We start from the raw sequence: 18,892 nt of genomic DNA, 5'->3' as shown, positions 1-18,892 counted from the left end.
GGCTATCCGCCCCGAACCCTGAGTCACTTTTTTTCTGCAGCAAAAAAAAGTGACCAAAAAATGCCGCCGCTGCTGAAAAAATCGCTAAAAATTAATTCACTTCGCTAAAAGAAAAGAACTCTCCCGATCAAGAATTCTGTGGATTTCAGTGTCCTGAAATCCTACAGATTCTAAATCGGGATCAGACAGCTTTTCTTTCTTAACGCTTCGTGAATTAATTTTCTTAACGCGTTTTTTCAGAGGCGGGCTTCACGGTCCATTGGTGTTGTACTTATGGTGTGGGAACGGATAGTAAATCAGGTAGTACTCCTTTTTCTATATTGTCGCCTGAAGGCAAAGCCTTCAGCCATTCGAGGCCATTTGTTTTTAATTTAATTTGTCTTCAATTCGTGAATTCGTGGTTATATTTTAGATTTTCTGTGGTTTACGAAAAGTCGTAATTAGTAGGACCATGATAAATAATTGATTATAGCAGTATTTGCAGTCGACGAAGCAATCTGCCTGCAAAGGCAGGGCTTTACAAAGAATAATAATGATTTTTCTTAAAACTTTCTTTTTGCATCGTAAGCTTTTAGCAAGGTGTGCCTGTTCGAATAATCAATGATTGTTCTGGCTCCTCGCAATGACGATCTTTCAGGTAATCATTAATATACAATAAATAACTACATCTTACGTTAAATAACTGCAAAAATAGTTGCAAAACTGTTTTTATAGTTATATATTTGTTATGTGAAATGAATAAACCAGAAAATCATGAAAAAACTATTTCGAAAAATAGCAGCGGAATGGTTCAGATACCTCCTTTATGGCATAGGAGTTTTGCTTTTGCAGAACAACGCCGTGTCACAGGAATACCATGGAGGTGTTTCGCCTCCCGGTTTTAAAGGTGGGAAAACCGTTTTAAAGCAATTTATTTACAAAAGCCTGGTGATTCCTGATTCCGTTAAAGAGAAGGGCATTTCAGGGACCGTGATGGTAAGTCTTGAGATTAACAAGGAGGGCAAAGCGGACAAAGTCAAGCTGGTAAGAGGAATTAATCCGTTTTATGATTCGGAAGCGTTACGGGTTGCATCGTTACTTACTGACTGGCAACCGGCTTTGAATTGGGGCAAACCGGTTACCTGCAGGATTTTATTGCCTATTGATTTTGAATGCGAAAAACCGGTCAGCCAAAAGTTCTTTATTATTTCCGGCAGCGTATTGGATAAGGCCACCGGGCAACCGATGGAAGGAACACTTGTAATTATTAAAGGGACAAGTTCAGGTACTGTAACCGATAGTAACGGACAGTATAAAATTGAAGTTCCGGGCGAGGAAAATGAACTTGAATTTTCTGCTATGGGCTATGAGTTGAAAATTGAACCCGTCGGTAAAAACAGGACCCTGAATGTCGAATTAAACCAGGGGTATTATTTAATTAATTTTAAATCAGAAAATTAAGGTAAGAAATGAAAAAACTCACGCAGGCAGAAGAGGAAGTAATGCAGATATTATGGGACCTGGGTAAAGGATTTGTAAAAGACGTCATCGACAGGATGCCCGATCCCAAGCCTCCGTATAACACCGTATCCACTGTCATACGGGTCCTTGAGAAAAAGGAATTTATTTCTCACAAACAATATGGAAATACTTATGAATATTACCCGGTAGTAAGCAAGGACGCCTACGCCCGTGTGCATTTTAAAGGATTCCTGTCGGATTACTTCAATAATTCCTTTCCTAAAATGGCAGCCTTTTTTGCACAGGAGAATAATCTGAGCATGAAGGACCTGGAGGAGATCATGCGGATGACCGAAGAGGAATTGAAAAAATCAAAAAAGAACAACCATGAATGATTTTTTTGAATACGCAATAAAATCAGGTATCGCGCTAAGTGTTTTCTACCTGTTCTACTGGCTGGTTCTCCGTAATAACACAAACTTCAGGATCAACCGGATGGTGTTGATGTTTTCACTGACCGCATCCATGTTATTGCCGGCAATCGCTGCACTTTTCAGAATCAAATCCATCCCGGGAATGGTCCTTGACATAAATTTTTCTGTACCTCAGGTCCCCTTACCTGTGGCAACTGATTTATCCAATAATACCAATGCAGGATTCGGCTGGAATATGAGCAGGATTTTTACTGCCATATACCTGGCCGGGGCCATAATCGTCATGGCCCGCCTTGTTTACCAGGCCATTTACCTGCATGCCGTCAGCCGGCTGTCAAAAATAACAGAGCACGAGGGCTTTAAACTGGTTACCCTGGATACGGATATGATTCCGTTTTCCTATTTCAACCGGATATTTATCCCGGAAGGCCGAATAGAAAAGGGATCCCTTGAAAGTGTAATCCGGCATGAAAAGTCGCACCTTCGGCAGGGGCATTATGTGGATCTGTTTCTTATCCAGATTATTTCTGTATTGCAGTGGTTTAATCCATTCGTGTGGTTGTTCGAAAAATCAGTAAAAGAGGTTCATGAATACCTTGCCGATGAGGAAGTACTCCAATCCGGCACAAATATCGGGAATTACCAGGCCATCCTTGTCAACCAGGCATTGGGCGGTCCTGTCTTTCTATTAACCAATCAATTTAATCAATCACTCATTAAAAAACGTATTATGATGATGAAAAATGTCAAATCCCCGAAAAGGGCTGGATACAGAGCTCTGCTTCTGATCCCGCTGTTTGCAGTCCTGCTGCTTTTGTTTTCTAATCCGCCGCTGATCAGCCAGACCGGGTCACATGAAATTGTCGTAAAGGGCACAGTCTGCGACTACTACACTAAAGATCCTATTGTCGGCGCCAATATTATTATTAAAAATAAGAATATCGGTACTGTTTGCGATACCTTGGGCAGATATGAGATAATAGTAACCGGATCTGAGGACGAACTGGTATTTACATTTATGGGTTATAAAACTCAGGTAATGCCTGTTGGTAAGAATTCTACCATCAATGTCAATTTAGAACCTGATATCATGGCAATTGAATTCGGACAGGAAAAGAAGGAGTCATTAAATACTGAAAAGCGCGAAAATGACAAGCAGGAACATTCAGGAGGAGGCTTTGTTTTTACTGAAACACTTCCTTCATTCTCGGGTGGTAACACTGTTTTACAAAAATTTATACAGGATAACATTAAATATCCGGCAGAAGCCAGAAAGAAAGGCACGGAAGGAACTGTCCTGGTATTATTTGTTATTGATAAGGATGGAAAGATAAGGTCCGCTCCTCAAATTATCAGGGGTTTATCACCGGATTTGGATAAAGAAGCAATCAGAATTACCGTTTTAACAGAGGGCCACTGGACACCAGGAAACCAGGGCGGAAGACCTGTAGCCACAACGGTAACCATGCCCATTGAATTTAAAATGAAATAAATTCGTGTTGAGGATTTGCAACCACTGCAGGGGTTGCATTTTAAAAAACCGGTTTACTGAATGATAAGTGAAAAAATCAGCTCTATCTGAGAATCAATAGGAGTTTCATTGGCACGGGCCGGTTGCCAGGCATCACTCAGGGCAACCACACGCTTATATTCCTCAGCCACTTCAGGAGGTACTCCTTCCTTAACTGAAATCTGGTTCAGCGTACCATCAGAGTTTACAACCAGGTTGATTGTTATTTTATAGTTGCCGGGCAGCAATTCCATAAATTTGTCCACATCGATTTTGCTCTCCACCCAGTTTTCAAAAGCTTTAAATGATCCACCGGCAGGGACAGGTTTATAATACTGGTATGTGCCTGAAGGAGCAGCGGCTTTTGCTCTGGCCTGTGATTCACCGGCAGCTGATGTTGTCTTTCCATACCTGGTAACCAACACATCATTGATGGGAGGCCTGTCTTCATTCATTGATATTTCTTTCCCTGCGATTTCCTTTGGTGATAATTCAATTGATTTATAACCGTTGTACCGTAACGCGATCTTTGATGATGAACTGTGTACCGGCAATCTGAAATTACCCTGGTTATCTGTTCTTGTAACCGAGCGTGTATCCTGGTCTGCAATGGATACACCGGCAAGCGCCTGCCGGTTTATACCAAGAACCCTTCCGGTGATGTACTGCTGTTCAAAGGAGGAATCATCCGAGACAGATGCCTCAGATACCCCCTTTTTGTATTCTGCCATCGGGGCCGCCGTGGAGACGCGATTCATCTCGTCTCTGTCAGAATTCATTGTTTCTGATTTAACCGGTAAATCATTATCAGGGACAGTTGGATTATTCTCAGAGACGCGATCAATCGCATCTCTACCTCGTTCCGCAGGAGAATTGGATGTACCTTGGGATTTCCTTGTTATTCCTAGTTTACGGGTTTCTGATTTCAGGTCAGCGGATTGGTCCGGAACGCCGGGAACGCTGGTTTCAGGAACGGAAACTGCTTTTTCTTTACCGGCATCCTGGGTCAGTAAGGGTGCCTGTTTATTTCCGGGAAACAGGAAATAAAGTGCTGTTGATAATGCTACAAGGATAGCCAGGCCGGCAGCAATTCTGTAAAACAGTAACATCCTTACGTGCCGTTTGGGTTGAATCCGTTCATCCAGCCGGTTCATCATCCGTCGCATATCGGCCTCCAGCTCTTCATGTGAGAGCTGGCTTATCCCTTCAAAAGCCTCTTCATTAAAGGAATCCTGCATCATGTCCTTCTCAAGTTCATGGCGTTCCCTGTTTGATAGCAGACCTTTCAGGTAGCTGTATATCCTGTCATATGTCGGAATTTTCCCGGACATTTTTTAATTGGTTTTTGGATTCAAGGCATATCTTCAAATTTCTCTTCCCGTTCTGAATATTACTCTTCACCTGGTTCTCATTGAATGACAATTCATCTGCGATTTCCTTGTAACATCGCTGCTGATAATAAAAAAGTTCAACGCATAAGCGCTGTTCCTTTTTAAGGTTTTCCATGCAATCCTTTAAATGCACCTGCACATCGGGATCATCGGCTTTTTCAACAGGGTGCATATCGTCATTGATTTCCATAAAAAAATCTGCTGAAAATTTATCCAGCCGGTTATTTTCTGCTTTTTCATAACGGAGTTTCATAAGGCAATGATTTCGGCTTACACCATATAGCCAACTCTTAAAACTCCGGATCTCAAATCGCAGGGCATCTTTAACAAGGGTCTCAAAAATCTGCATTACCGCATCCTGTGCGTCTTGCCTGTTTTTAAGATACTTCATGCACAAGCCATATACAAGGATCATATATCTTTTGTATAATGCTCCAAGGGCTTCAAGGTCCTTTTTACTTTGATATAAATCCAGAAGCTCCGGATCGGTCATGCCGGAATATGGGGACGCTGTCTTAATAGGGGTAAAATTTATTGTTTCAAATTTAAAAAATTTTGAAATAACTTCAGATTTAATTGGGCAGGTCAACACCGGTATACCGGGTTAGGGCAGTGATTAAGTTTTATCTGATATCCATTTTTTATGAGACAAGGCAGTGCCTTGTCTCTACCGAACAAAGCCTTGTCTCTAAGAATTATCTCCAATCCCCTATATCATTTATGGAAATTCTCCCCCATCTGCACCTTATGATCAAAGTTCTTTCACTAAAAAATTGATCATATGAAAAAGATAATGTTGATGATTGTGATTACATTCCTGATGACTTCAGGATCAGTACAACAGCACATAACCGGCAAGGTGGTGGATTCTTCAAATAATCCTATCCCCGGAGTGAATATCGTAATAAAGGGAACCACAACGGGAACTGTGACAGACGCCAACGGCGAGTTTTCGATACAGGTGACTGATGAAAACGCAGTGCTTGTTTTTACTTACATTGGTTACAATACGGAAGAAGTTAAGGTGAATTCTTCGGGGAATTTGCTAGTAATGCTGACAGAAAATGTTGCGCAGCTCGACGAGGTAGTGGTTGTAGGATACGGTTCTCATCGGGGGCGTGATAAAAGTTCAGCAAAATCAGAAATGCAGGGCCGTACTTCCGGTGTTGCTATAAGAGGTATAGCATCACAGCCATCCATGAGCTATTCAAAAGCATACTGTAACCCGGCACCGGACTTCAATACCGAAGGTTATTCTGCTATAAATGAAAACGGATATAAGAGTCCGTTGAAAGAACCTCTGTCAACATTCTCCATTGATGTGGATGCAGCTTCGTACAGCAATGTGAGGAGATTCATCAATGAGGGCCAGAAACCGGTACCCGATGCAGTTCGCATTGAAGAAATGATCAATTATTTCGATTATGATTATCCCCAGCCGGATAACGGGCATCCTTTTTCGATCATTACCGAATTAGGCGAATGCCCCTGGAACAGCGATCATAAGCTTTTACATATAGGATTGCAGGGTGAAAAGATGGTCACCAAAGACGTACCTCCGAGTAATCTTGTGTTTCTTATTGATGTTTCGGGTTCAATGGACATGCCCAACAAACTGCCGTTGTTAAAAAAGGCAATGAAGCTTCTTGTCAGCCAGTTAAGGGCGCAAGACAGGGTAGCAATGGTTGTTTATGCAGGGAGTTCGGGAATTGTGCTTCCTTCCACCCCAGGTAATCAGAAGCAGACAATCAATGAAGCACTTAACAGGCTTGAAGCAGGGGGATCCACAGCAGGTTCTGCCGGACTTAAGCTGGCTTATGAAGTGGCAGAAGAGAATTTCATGAAAGAAGGCAACAACCGCATTATTCTTGCGACAGACGGAGATTTCAACGTAGGTCCGTCAAGCAATGCCGAAATGGAAAGAATGATCGAATCATACCGTGATAAAAAAATATTCATTTCGGTTACCGGTTTTGGAATGGGAAACTACAAGGATGATAAAATGGAGATTATAGCAGATAAAGGAAATGGGAACTATTCCTATATCGACAACCTCATGGAAGCTAAAAAGATATTTGTAAACGAATTCAGCAGCACTCTGTATACGATCGCAAAAGATGTGAAAATACAGGTTGAATTCAATCCGGCCTATGTTAAGGAATACAGGCTTGTTGGATATGAGAACCGATTGCTGAATGAGGAAGATTTCGACAATGATAAAAAGGATGCGGGAGAAATGGGCGCAGGCCACAGTGTAACGGCTTTGTATGAAATTGTGCCGGTAAACAGGAAAGGAGATTCAAGAGAATTGAAATACCAGAAAGTGCAGGTATTGCCTCAGGCTGGTGATAACAATGAGCTGGCGACTGTTAAGCTCAGGTATAAAAAACCGGAAAGCAATTCAAGCATCCTGTTCGACAAAGTGATTCCGTATAGTGTACTGGGTATAAATCAAACTTCTGAAAATTTCAGGTTCTCGGCTGCTGTGGCGGAATTCGGAATGCTGCTGAGGGGTTCTGAGTTTAAGGGCAATGTGGAGTATGAAGATGTATTGTCGCTTGCCCGTGGTGCGAAAGGAAGTGATACGGATGGTTACCGGGCAGAGTTTATCCGCCTCGTAGAACTCAGCGAAGCCGGCCTTACCTCCATGGCGGAGTGAGTTAACGAATAAAATAAATAGAGTAAACCACGAAGATAACCTCTTCGTGGTTTTTATTAAACAACGGATATATTGCAAACAACTAAAAAAATAACCACGAATGCACGAATTAAAGACGAAAAGAAATCTTAACGAATTTCACTAATGGGCATGAGTTTCACTCATGCAGAGCAAAAAGCTGCCATGAATGCATTATTTTCCCTCACATTTTTTTACATTTAATCATTGAAATTCAATGTTATGTCAGATTTGTTATATAAAGATATTTCCTATGAGCTTATTGGAATATGCATGAATATTCATAATTATCTCGGTCCAGGATTTGTTGAGATTGTATATAAAGATGCATTGGAATTTGAATTGAAAAAAGCACAAATTGAATATGAAAGAGAAAAAGAATATGAGATTACCTATAAGGGCATAATACTTGATCATAAGTTTTATGCTGATTTCGTTGTAGAAAACAATATAATATTGGAAATTAAAGCATCATCAGGTATTCCCCATGAGTTTATTGCACAGGCGATTAATTACCTTAAAGTGTCTGGAAATCAGCTTGCTATTATCATCAACTTTGGAGAAAGCAAATTAACTTATAAAAGAATTGTAATCTAGACCTTTGCTAAATGTCGGTTCAATGCCATGAGCGAAGCTCATGCTTATTCGTGTAATTCGGTTACATTAATTATTAGTCTTTAATTCGTGCATTCGTGGTTATTTTTTAGCAACTATTACTGGTTAACCGAAGCTTCGTGTTAATTAGTAATTATGATTATGAGCTTTTGTATTTCTGCCGGTGAGTTTTTTAACTTTGCCCGGAATTTAGTTGTAAAGGAATGGCAAAGTCGCACAAGGAAATCATTCAGCATTCTCACAAACGCAGCATTGAATACGGCATAAAAGCAGAATCTTCTGTTTCGCGGAAGATACTGGCTGATGCCGATCTTAAAAAGGTTCTCAAAGAAAATGAGGAATTGCTCACCATTACAATCCCGGTTATGGAAGACCTTTACCAATTCCTCCGGGGAACTGGTTTTATCATCATCCTTACCGACAAAAACGGCTGTATCCTGGAAGTCAATGGCGATACGGAACCTCTTGAGGAGGCAAGGAAACAGAAAATGATCCAGGGCGCTTACATGGATGAGAAAAGCATTGGCACCAATGCCATGGGAACCGCCATTTCCGAAAACAGTCCGGTGCAGGTAACTGCCACAGAACACTTCATTTCGGCCTATCATAAATGGACCTGTTCGGCTGCACCGATACACGACCTGAACGGCGCTATTGCAGGAACGCTTAACCTTACAGGAAGCAGCAAACTGGTCCATCCGCATACGCTTGGCCTTGTAGTTGCAGCCGTGAGCGCCGTGGAATACAGGATGAATAACGCCAATATTGAAAAACAACTGAACAATTCAAACCAGTTCGCTTTTGCCATGATGAATAACCTGGCTTACGGACTGTTTGCGATTGACCTGAATGACGATATCTTATGGGTGAATGACACGGCCTGCCGTTCTGTGAATATCCGCAGACTTCACCTGATCAATATCCCGATCGACAGTATTTTCAGGGACTGGAAGGAAGTAAGACAGAAAATTCTTGCCGGTGAATCCTATCTTGAGATTGAAGGAAGATTCAGTATTCCCAAACTGAAAGAAAAATTTCTTTTCAGTGCCTATGTGATTCGTACAAAAGATGGGGAGATACCCGGATATCTTCTGGCATTCAGGGAATATAGCGATATCCTCCAGATGATCAATCAATACGCAGGTCATAATACGAGATATACTTTTAATGATTTCATTGGCGAAAGCGAGGCAGTGAAAAGCCTTGTGCGATATTGCAAAACAATTGCCCGTAAACCCAGTACAGTACTGATTACAGGTGAAACCGGGACCGGTAAGGAAATCATTGCCCAGTCGATTCATCATGAAAGTCCCCGCCACGATGCAGCCTTTGTTGCCATCAACTGCGGGGCCATCAGTGAGTCACTCATTGAAAGTGAACTATTCGGTTATGCCGAAGGTGCTTTTACGGGCGCCCGAAAAGGAGGGCGACCCGGAAGATTTGAACTTGCGGATAACGGTACCCTTTTTCTTGATGAAATTGGCGAAATGCCGCTGGATATGCAGGTCAAACTTCTCAGGGCCATCCAGGAAAAGGCGGTGACCAGGGTGGGAAGTGAAAAACCCATCCCCGTTGATGTACGCATTATTGCGGCTACAAATAAGAACCTGGACGAAGAAGTCAAAGCAGGACGGTTCAGGCTCGATCTGTATTACCGGATTAATGTGATCGAAGTGAAAGTGCCGCCATTGCGGGAACGAAGGGAGGATATTGTTCCTCTGGTTCATTTCTTTCTTAAGATAAAAGCATCGAAGTTTGAAATACCAATCCCCGAACTGCAACCCGGTGCCATGGAAGCTCTGGTACAATACAACTGGCCGGGAAATGTAAGGGAACTCGAAAACGTGATTGAAAAAGCAGTTATACTGGGGGGTAGAATACCAACAAATGATATTCCCGCTGGTGGTATTTCGAATAATATAATTCCGGACACTCATTTTGAGGGAGTCGTTACCTGGAATCTGGAAGAAATAGAAAAGGCGACCATTCAGAAAGCACTGGATCATTTTGAAAATAATATATCCAGGGTGGCATCGGCACTTGGTTTAAGCCGCAATACGCTGTATCTTAAAATGAAGAAGTACAATATCTCAAAATAAAATACGCTATTGCAAGTAATCAACCCTTTGTAAGATAATTATTACACAGAGTTACACAGAGAATTCACAGAGTTGCACAGAGCAAAATTCTCAGTGGTCCTCTGTGTCTACTCAGTGGTTCTCTGTGTAATTTTATTGACGAAAGCAGGTCGTCATTATGAATGTACTAAAATAATACACTGTCCCATTATATTACACAAATAAAGACCAATTTGTCTTAATTTAGTACATCCTCAAGAAACCACAGATCTTATCACTTTAATTAAACTTCAATTTACCAGCAAATTACCGTTATTGGCACGTTCCTTGGTTTATTGTGAATTGAATAACAATAACCGGAACCAAAATTTCAGCATATGAAAACAGCAGGTAAAATTCAGTTGGAAGAGCCAAAAGTGATTGCCGCTCTTGATGAAAACCAGATCCATGCAAACGCATTCGAAGAAATTGAAAACACGATCCAATCCGTTGTTAAAGCTCAGAAAATATTCAGAACCTTCACACAGAAGCAGGTCGACGAAATATTCCGCAAAGCTGCTTTTGCAGCTGCTGATAACCGGATTAGACTGGCTAAAATGGCGGTTGAGGAAACCGGGATGGGTGTTGTGGAAGACAAAGTGATCAAGAATCATTTTGCTTCTGAATACATCTATAACAAATATAAAGATGAGAAAACAGTTGGCCTGATTGAAGAGGACCTGACTTTCGGAATCCGGAAATATGCTGAGCCAATAGGCGTAATCGCAGGGATTGTTCCAACAACAAATCCCACTTCCACTGCAATTTTTAAAGCACTTATCTGTTTGAAAACCCGGAATGGAATCATTTTCTCACCCCATCCCCGTGCTGCCAAATCAACCATTGAGGCTGCGAAGGTAGTACTGAAGGCTGCTGTTGAGGCCGGTGCACCTGAAGGGATAATCGGATGGATTGATAATCCCACAGTTGCAGCATCACAATACCTGATGCACCATCGCGATCTGAATATGATACTGGCAACCGGCGGTCCCGGAATGGTCAAAGCCGCCTATTCATCAGGCATACCTGCCATTGGTGTCGGAGCAGGTAATACTCCTGCAATCATTGATGAAACCGCAAATCTAAAAATGGCAGTCAGTTCGGTTCTGATGTCGAAAACATTCGATAATGGCATGATTTGCGCATCGGAACAGTCGATCATTGTTGTTCAGCAGGTTTATGATACGGTTAAAAGGCTGCTTATGGAAAACAATGCGTATTTGCTGAACGAGGACGAAAAAACAAGGGTAGGGAAGTGCATTGTGAATAATGGTCACCTGAATGCTGCCATTGTTGGGCAGCCTGCATATAAAATTGCTGAAATGGCAGGTATCGAGCTGCCCAAAGATACAAAGGTTCTCGTGGGTGAAACTCAATCGGTTGACTTCAGCGAGCCTTTCGCTTATGAAAAACTATCCCCTGTGCTGGCACTTTATAAAGCATCTGATTTTGCCGAAGCCGAAGTGCTGGCTACCAAACTTGTAAAATTCGGAGGCATTGGTCATACCTCGGTTCTTTATACCAATCCCTTGAATAAGGAGAGAATTGATTCATTCAGTTCGCTTGTAAAGACAGGAAGATTGCTGATCAATATGCCGGCATCACAGGGCGCCATCGGCGACATCTATAATTTCAGGCTTGAACCGTCGCTTACGTTGGGTTGCGGATCATGGGGCGGCAATTCGGTAAGTGAAAACGTAGGTGTAAAGCACCTGATCAATGTGAAAACAAATGCAGAAAGAAGGGAAAATATGCTGTGGCTGAGGATGCCCGAAAAACTGTATTTCAAAACAGGCTGCCTGCCTGTGGCGTTGCAGGACCTGGCTGGCAAACACAGGGCATTTGTTGTCACCGATAAGCCCATTTATGACCTGGGCTATGCAGACAGGGTAATTCAGCATCTAGGTGATATGCATATTGAATCGAATGTATTTTTTGAAGTGGAACCTGATCCTACGCTGGCCACGGTCAGAAAAGGCCTTTCAAGGATGATGTCGTTCCAGCCCGATGTAATTTTGGCTATTGGCGGAGGTTCTGCCATGGATGCCGCAAAGATCATGTGGCTGATGTATGAACACCCGGAGCTTGAATTTGAGGGTATGGCCCTCCGCTTCATGGATATCCGCAAAAGGATCTATGCTTTCCCTGAACTTGGCAAAAAAGCAATCATGGTTTCAATACCTACCACTTCAGGTACAGGCTCTGAGGTCACTCCTTTTGCGGTTGTAACCGACGAAAAAACAGGTATTAAGTACCCGATTGCCGACTACTCGCTTACACCGAATATTGCCATCATCGATCCGGAATTTGTAATGACGATGCCTGCAAAACTGGCTGCATGGTCGGGTATTGATGCGCTCACCCATGCCATTGAAGCGATGGCTTCGGTATATGCCACCGAATTTACAAATCCCTATGCCCTTGAAGCAGCCAGGTTGTTATTTAAATACCTCCCGGCTTCTGTAAACGAAGGCGCTGCCAATACAAAAGCAAAGGAGAAAGTTCATTACGCCGCCACACTTGCCGGTATTGCCTTTGCAAATGCGTTCCTCGGAGTCTGTCACTCAATGGCCCACAAACTGGGATCGGAGTTTCACCTGTCGCACGGCCTTGCCAATGCCCTCCTCATAAATGAAGTTATCCGGTTCAATGCCACCAACGCACCCCGTAAGCAGGCTATTTTCCCGCAATATAAATACCCCGATGCCATACAGCGTTATGCAAGAATGGCCGATTACCTGGGACTCAAAGGCAATACTCCCGAAGAAAAAGTCGGGGCGCTTATTGAAGCTATTGAAGGACTTAAGAAATCGATTGGTATACCCGCAAGTATTAAGGAAGCCGGAGTTCCTGAAAAGGAATTTTTTGAGAAAGCCGATAAGTTGGCTGAGCTTGCTTTTGACGATCAGTGTACCGGTGCTAATCCCCGTTATCCTTCAATCGGAGAAATTAAAGAATTGTATTTAAAAGCTTATAGTAAAGAGTAAAGTTTCGGTTTGGGTTAGTCAGGGTACCCGGCAGCAAATTGTTGCCGGGTTTTTTATTTGTTACAATTTATTACAATTCCGAAAAAATTGCCTTACATCCTCCTCCTTCCTTTGCGCTGTAACCACATGGAAAGAGTTTATGATGAAAGGAATTCTGATACTGACTCTGATATTTCCCGGTTTTATTATGCGGGTCACTCCCCAGGCAGTCACCCTGGAACAGTGCATCGATTCTGCCCTGTTATGGAATCCTATGATAAAAGAAGCTTCCAATAAAGCAGAATTATCCGGAGCTTCTGTAAACCTGGCCCGATCGGCAAAATATTTATCTGTATATACCGAAAACAAGGCCGGGTACTCAAGTGAATACAGGTCGGGAAATAATTATGAAACAGCTTCTGCCGGCTTGTTTGGCGAGCAGCTTCTGTGGCAGAAAAATAAAGCGGGGTTTTCAATTGAACAGGCCAGGAAGATCGAAGTTGCGTCAAAGGCTGACCTGGAGGCTCAGATACAGGAAATCAGCCTTGCCGTAAAACTGGCATATTTCTCATGTATTGAACAGCAATGGCTTTTCAATATTGCAGGCGAAAATGTTGCCCGGGCAGGTCTTTTTGTTGATTATGCAAAGGAGCGCTTCAAATCCGGGTCCGGAAAGAAGTCTGATATACTGAAGGCTGAGAGTGATTTTTCAGAAGCGCTGTACGACCGGAATGCTTTTTTAAATTCACTCTGGCGTTCAAGGAACGAACTTTCAATGCTCTCGGGCATTCCGGTTACCCGGTTAACTGTTCTCGACACAACCTGGATCGAAGAGCCCCGGAATCCAGGTGAGACAATATCCATCTCTTCAGTACTGCAAAATACAGGCCTGAATCAGTATCCTGAATACAGGTCCGTCATGAGCCTGGTTTCCGCTCAGCAGGCCAAGGTTAACCAGGCCCGTTCAGATCACTATCCCGCGCTCTTCCTGAATGGCGGGTATCAGTGGGCTTACAATCCTGTATTAAAAAATAAGGATGCATGGTCTGCAACTCTTACTTTACGATGGAACCTCTTTAAAGGAAGGGAAATTCACTACCAGGTACAATCTGAAACTATCCGGAAATCAATTCTTGTAAACCAGGCGGAGCAATTAAAAGCGGAATACATGAAAGAATTAACCAACCGGGAGATAAGCCTGAATGAGGCCGCTGAGCAAATCCGGCTTACGGGCAACCTGATTCTGACAACGACAGCCAACCTGGAAACCGCCACAGCCGAATTTATTGCCGGAACGGGATCAATGCTCGAACTGGTGGATGCCAGGGTGGCACATCTTCAGGCCAGGCAAAAGGAAGTAGGAGCGATTACGGAGTATTGCATGGCTGCGGCACGCCTTGAAAGATTAACAGGTAATACAATTCAAAATAAATAATATGAAAGGTGCATTCAAAATAATTCAAGTGTTCGGTTTAATTACCCTGTTGTTTTCTTGTTCGGCAAAAAATGATGACCTGACCTTCGAAACAACTGAAGTGAAAAAGCGGGATGTGGTTACGTCCATAGTTGCCACCGGAATTGTGAAACCCAAGGTAGGAGCAGAAGTCAGGGTTGGCTCCAGGGTTTCGGGCATTGTAAAAAAGCTGTATGTAAAAAACGGTGATTTGGTTCAGAAGGGTAAGTTACTGGCTGTCCTCGATGATGCTGAATTATTAGCCCGGCTAAACCTGGAGGAGGCCAATCTTCAAATGGCAAAAACGAACCAGGAGTACGCCAAAAAGGAAATGGTACGGGTGAAAGGATTGGTCGATAAGGAATTCACTTCGGAACAATCATGGGATGATCTTGTGAAGAAATATGACGTCTCCTCCGCACAGGTTAAAAGTCAGCAGGCCATGGTGGATTATGCAAGAACCCAGCTGGGATTCACTAAAATATACGCGCCCATATCCGGCGTAATCAGTGCGGTTAACACGCAGGAGGGCGAAACTGTTGCTGCTGCTTTTGCAGCCCCGGTTTTTGTGAGCATTATAAACCCGGCACGCATAGAGATCAGGGCATATGTGGACGAAACAGATATTGGCAGGGTGGAAACGGGCCAACTGGCAACATTTACGGTGGATACTTATCCGGGTTATGATTTTAAGGGAAAGGTTTCAGCAATCTATCCAAAAGCCGAAATAAGAGACAATGTGGTGAATTACATTGCTATTATTGAAATTGATTCCGCTAAGGGAAAACAACTCAGGCCTGAAATGACGGCTTATGTGACCCTAATAACTGAAACAGTCAGAAACGCGCTTGCAATTCCCAATAACCTTATTTCACGACAAGGAGAAGAGGCAGCGGTGTATGTTCTGGAAGATAATCACCCGGTATTGCGAAAAATAAAAACCGGGACAAGGGGTAATCAGCTAACCGAAGTTCTCAGCGGATTGAGCGAAGGGGAGCTGATCGTCAGCAATCCAAATGATGATCAAATTAATTAATTCTATAAAAATGATACAGCTAAAGAATGTAAGTAAAATGTATGGAAATGCCGGAATGAAGCCGGTATATGCCCTGCAGGATGTCAGTCTTGTCATAGAACAGGGAGAATTCATTGCAATCACCGGTCCGTCGGGATCCGGAAAATCAACACTGATGAACATTTTGGGTATCCTTGATAAGCCCACATCAGGTCAGTATTATTTTGAGAACCGGGAAATAAACACTCTCGGTGAAGATGATATGGCTTCAATAAGGAATAAAAAGATTGGTTTTGTCTTTCAGAAATTCCATTTGCTGCCGCGAACGACTGCAGTTGAAAATGTTGAACTGCCATTGATTTATACTGATAAGAAAAACATCAGAAAACTTGCCTGGCAATCTCTTGAAAAAGTAGGATTGTCTGACCGTGCTTTACACAAAGCGAATCAGCTTTCAGGTGGTCAACAGCAGCGGGTTGCAATTGCCCGGGCTCTTGTAAATGAACCGGATATCATTTTTGCCGATGAGCCCACCGGTAATCTCGATAAGGCATCGGGAGAAGAAATCATGGATATCCTGACTTCACTGAATAAAGCAGGCAAAACGGTGGTTGTGATCACACATGACAGAAGTATTGCTGCATACGCAAAGCGTACTATTCAAATTACAGATGGAATGCTAACCAGGGAAATCAATTAAAAATACATCATTATGAACCGCAAAGAAATATTGAAAAGCAGCATCCGCATTCTGAAACGGAATAAAATGAGGACTTTCTTTATGTCGCTCGGGATCATTATATCAATTGCCAGCCTTGTATTGACAATTACACTGGGCAAAAGCTTTCAGAAGCAAATTACCGACAGGGCCAGGGTATATCTTGGATCAAACAGTGTAGTGATCATGGCTCAAAGGATGAAACTTGAAGGTCGGCCCATGGAATCAGACCTTATATCTTCACTCACCATTGAGGATCTGAAGGCAGTTGCTGAACAGGTTCCAGCAGTCGAAATGTATGATCCGGTACAATTTGTAAATAATTGCGAAATCATTGCGGGTAACCGCAGCATGTCAACCAATGTGAAAGGCAGTTCTGTTACAGGCGAATTGGTCTGGAACCGGGGTACAGTGAAAGGAGAATACTTTAATCCGAATGATGAAGCATCCTCTGCCAGGGTTGCTCTTATAGGACCTGATATTGCGGCTACCTTGTTCGGTGAATCCGATCCTGTAGGCGAGACTATCAGGATAAATGGTGTAGCCTTTGTCATTAAAGGCGTTCTGGCCTCAAAAGGTGTTGATCCGCATGGTAATAACCTCGACCTGGATATCATTGTGCCTGTAACTACGTTAATGAAACGACTTACCAATGTGGATTATATCAGGCTCGGGAAATTTGTGATGCGGAATGATGCCAATCTGGATGAAGCGGTAAAGAGTATTGCCGCTGTATTAAGAGAACGGCATAACATCGGTAACGGAAATGAAGATGATTTTATGATCATTACTCCTGAATTTGTGAAACAAAAGATCAGTGAAATGACAAGGATCTTCAATGTTTTTCTGCCGCTGATTTCCCTTATAGCGCTTATTGCTTCATGCATTGTTATTGCAGTACTTATGCTGATATCGGTTAATGAGCGTATTCCTGAAGTAGGTCTGCGCAAAGCTACCGGAGCACGTTTCAGGGATATACTGTTTCAGTTTACTTTTGAAGCAGCTCTTACTTCCCTGATGGGTGGTATTTTAGGAATTTTACTGGGTTTGGCGGGTTTCACCCTCGTAAGCATCAAAATGAAAGTCCCCTTCGAACCTTCGTTGCTGATTTTTGCCGGTGGTTTTATTTTACCCGTACTGGCAGGAATTATTTCGGGAATTATTCCTGCAAGGAAAGCAGCAAGATACAATCCGGTTGAAGCATTGAGATAATGAGACTTAAAAGGATTATCGGGGTAGCCGCCAGGCAAATTCAGATTAACAGCGGAAGATCATTGTTGGCATCCGTCGCCTTATCTGTAGGAATAGCGGCCGTTATGATCATGGTTGCCTGGGGAAACGGTGCAAAAAAGGAAACCATCCGGCAGTTGGAAGCCATGGGGACCAACCTGATTACAATAAATCCCGCAAAAATCACCAATGCAGTTAAAAGGAAAGATTCAACAGACAGGATCACAACCTTGAAGTTAAAGGACTGTGATGCTATTCGCACCGGGTGCAAACGGGTGAGTGAAGTAGTTCCTTCGGTTTCAGGAACAGCAAAAGTCAAATCCGGAAATGCCACCGCAAAATACATGATAAACGGAACAGGTGATGGATATTTTGAATTAAGAAATCTTGAAATTAAGTATGGCGCGCTCTTTACAATGGATGATAATGTATTCAGCAGAAGAGTTGTTGTTTTAGGCAACCTTGTGAGTCAAAGTCTTTTTGGTGATGAGAATCCTGTTGGAAAAATAGTCCTTATCGGGAAAGTCCCTTTCACTGTAAGCGGTGTTTTAAAAGGTAAAGGCATTGATGCAGACGGAGCTAACCTGGACGCACAGCTTTTAATTCCTGTTAACACCGCTTTACGCCGTGTATTCAATTCAGATTATCTCAATCAGATTTTTGTTGAGGTAAGCGAAAAATCATTTTTACCCGATGCCGAAAAGGATATAACAGAAATACTAAGGGTAAGCCACCGGTTAACAGCCCGACAAAAGGAGGACGATTTTATACTCAGCAACCAGCTGACTGCTATTGAGACAAGTGAAAAATCAGCACGGTCATTCACAAGGCTCATAACCGGGGTATCGTTGCTCGCCCTGGTGATAGGGGGAACCGGTATCCTGGCAGTTATGCTTCTTTCAATAAAAAGCAGGAATGTTGAAATCGGATTACGGATCTCCGCAGGGGCAAAACGTAAGGACATCGTAGTCCAGTTTCTCGCCGAATCCGCATTTTTAGGTCTTGCAGGGGGGATTACCGGTGTGATTCTCGGATTAATGACGGCGGGAATTATTCTTGTATTTTCATCCTGGCAGATTTCCATTTCATTTCAATCGGTTTTGATTTCATTGCTTTTTTCTTTGTTTACAGGTGTGATCTTTGGGGTAATTCCGGCTCGCAAGGCAGCCGGTGCGAACCCGATAACAGCCTTACAAAAAGAATAGTATCTTCGTATTTGTATTAGCTCATTGGCACATTGGCACATTGGCACATTAGCACATTGGCACATTAGCACATTAGCACATTAGCACATTAGCACATTAGCACATTAGCACATTAGCACAT

At 42.8% G+C, this 18,892-nt stretch carries 14 protein-coding genes; 12 read left to right on the top strand and 2 right to left on the bottom strand.

The features are described 5' to 3' along the window. The first annotated feature begins 753 nt into the window (after positions 1–753). Genes VK179_12185 through VK179_12175 form a run of 3 tightly spaced genes read left to right on the top strand, consistent with a single transcriptional unit; the run spans position 754 to position 3,366 of the window. Positions 754–1,440: a TonB family protein gene (locus tag VK179_12185; protein ID HLO59495.1), complete on the top strand. Its 687-nt coding sequence runs from the start codon at positions 754–756 to the stop codon at positions 1,438–1,440. 8 nt (positions 1,441–1,448) lie between these two features. Beyond that, positions 1,449–1,835 (top strand): BlaI/MecI/CopY family transcriptional regulator, encoded by a 387-nt coding sequence (locus tag VK179_12180; GenBank protein HLO59494.1) that lies wholly within the window; start codon positions 1,449–1,451, stop codon positions 1,833–1,835. After that, positions 1,828–3,366, top strand: a complete 1,539-nt coding sequence (locus tag VK179_12175) for a M56 family metallopeptidase (protein ID HLO59493.1) — start codon at positions 1,828–1,830, stop codon at positions 3,364–3,366. The genes VK179_12180 and VK179_12175 overlap by 8 nt, the downstream gene beginning before the upstream one ends. Before the next feature lie 53 nt (positions 3,367–3,419). On the opposite strand, the gene VK179_12170 is transcribed toward VK179_12175, so the two are convergent. Beyond that, entirely contained in the window at positions 3,420–4,715 is a 1,296-nt protein-coding gene (locus VK179_12170) for a carboxypeptidase-like regulatory domain-containing protein (GenBank protein ID HLO59492.1), read from the bottom strand. Next, the gene (locus tag VK179_12165; GenBank protein ID HLO59491.1) at positions 4,690–5,268 is read right to left on the bottom strand and encodes a sigma-70 family RNA polymerase sigma factor; all 579 of its coding nucleotides are present in this window, start codon (positions 5,266–5,268) and stop codon (positions 4,690–4,692) included. The genes VK179_12170 and VK179_12165 overlap by 26 nt, the downstream gene beginning before the upstream one ends. A 288-nt stretch (positions 5,269–5,556) precedes the next feature. Here VK179_12165 and VK179_12160 point away from each other — a divergent pair, with 288 nt between their 5' ends. The 9 genes from VK179_12160 (at position 5,557) to VK179_12120 (ending at position 18,771) form a co-directional block, all read left to right on the top strand. Beyond that, the gene (locus tag VK179_12160) at positions 5,557–7,434 is read left to right on the top strand and encodes a von Willebrand factor type A domain-containing protein (GenBank protein ID HLO59490.1); all 1,878 of its coding nucleotides are present in this window, start codon (positions 5,557–5,559) and stop codon (positions 7,432–7,434) included. A 240-nt stretch (positions 7,435–7,674) separates the two neighbouring features. Then, on the top strand, positions 7,675–8,049 hold the full coding sequence (locus VK179_12155; GenBank protein HLO59489.1) for a GxxExxY protein: 375 nt from the start codon (positions 7,675–7,677) through the stop codon (positions 8,047–8,049). A 221-nt stretch (positions 8,050–8,270) separates the two neighbouring features. Next, positions 8,271–10,166, top strand: coding sequence for a sigma-54-dependent Fis family transcriptional regulator (locus VK179_12150; protein HLO59488.1), 1,896 nt, complete (start codon positions 8,271–8,273; stop codon positions 10,164–10,166). Positions 10,167–10,522: 356 nt separating this feature from the next. After that, positions 10,523–13,171, top strand: coding sequence for a bifunctional acetaldehyde-CoA/alcohol dehydrogenase (adhE, locus tag VK179_12145; protein HLO59487.1), 2,649 nt, complete (start codon positions 10,523–10,525; stop codon positions 13,169–13,171). A 139-nt stretch (positions 13,172–13,310) separates the two neighbouring features. After that, on the top strand, positions 13,311–14,585 hold the full coding sequence (locus VK179_12140) for a TolC family protein (protein HLO59486.1): 1,275 nt from the start codon (positions 13,311–13,313) through the stop codon (positions 14,583–14,585). Between the two features lies 1 nt (position 14,586). Continuing rightward, the gene (locus tag VK179_12135; GenBank protein HLO59485.1) at positions 14,587–15,639 is read left to right on the top strand and encodes an efflux RND transporter periplasmic adaptor subunit; all 1,053 of its coding nucleotides are present in this window, start codon (positions 14,587–14,589) and stop codon (positions 15,637–15,639) included. Positions 15,640–15,649: 10 nt separating this feature from the next. After that, complete coding sequence (locus tag VK179_12130; protein HLO59484.1) at positions 15,650–16,318, top strand: ABC transporter ATP-binding protein; 669 nt, start codon at positions 15,650–15,652, stop codon at positions 16,316–16,318. 12 nt (positions 16,319–16,330) lie between these two features. Beyond that, positions 16,331–17,548, top strand: coding sequence for an ABC transporter permease (locus tag VK179_12125; GenBank protein HLO59483.1), 1,218 nt, complete (start codon positions 16,331–16,333; stop codon positions 17,546–17,548). After that, positions 17,548–18,771, top strand: a complete 1,224-nt coding sequence (locus tag VK179_12120; GenBank protein HLO59482.1) for an ABC transporter permease — start codon at positions 17,548–17,550, stop codon at positions 18,769–18,771. Before VK179_12125 ends, VK179_12120 begins: the two co-directional genes overlap by 1 nt. Positions 18,772–18,892: the final 121 nt, after the last annotated feature.

It is taken from the genome of Bacteroidales bacterium (assembly GCA_035299085.1).
In the GTDB taxonomy this organism is placed as follows: domain Bacteria; phylum Bacteroidota; class Bacteroidia; order Bacteroidales; family UBA10428; genus UBA5072.
This window is presented reverse-complemented; position numbering and strand designations above follow the sequence as displayed.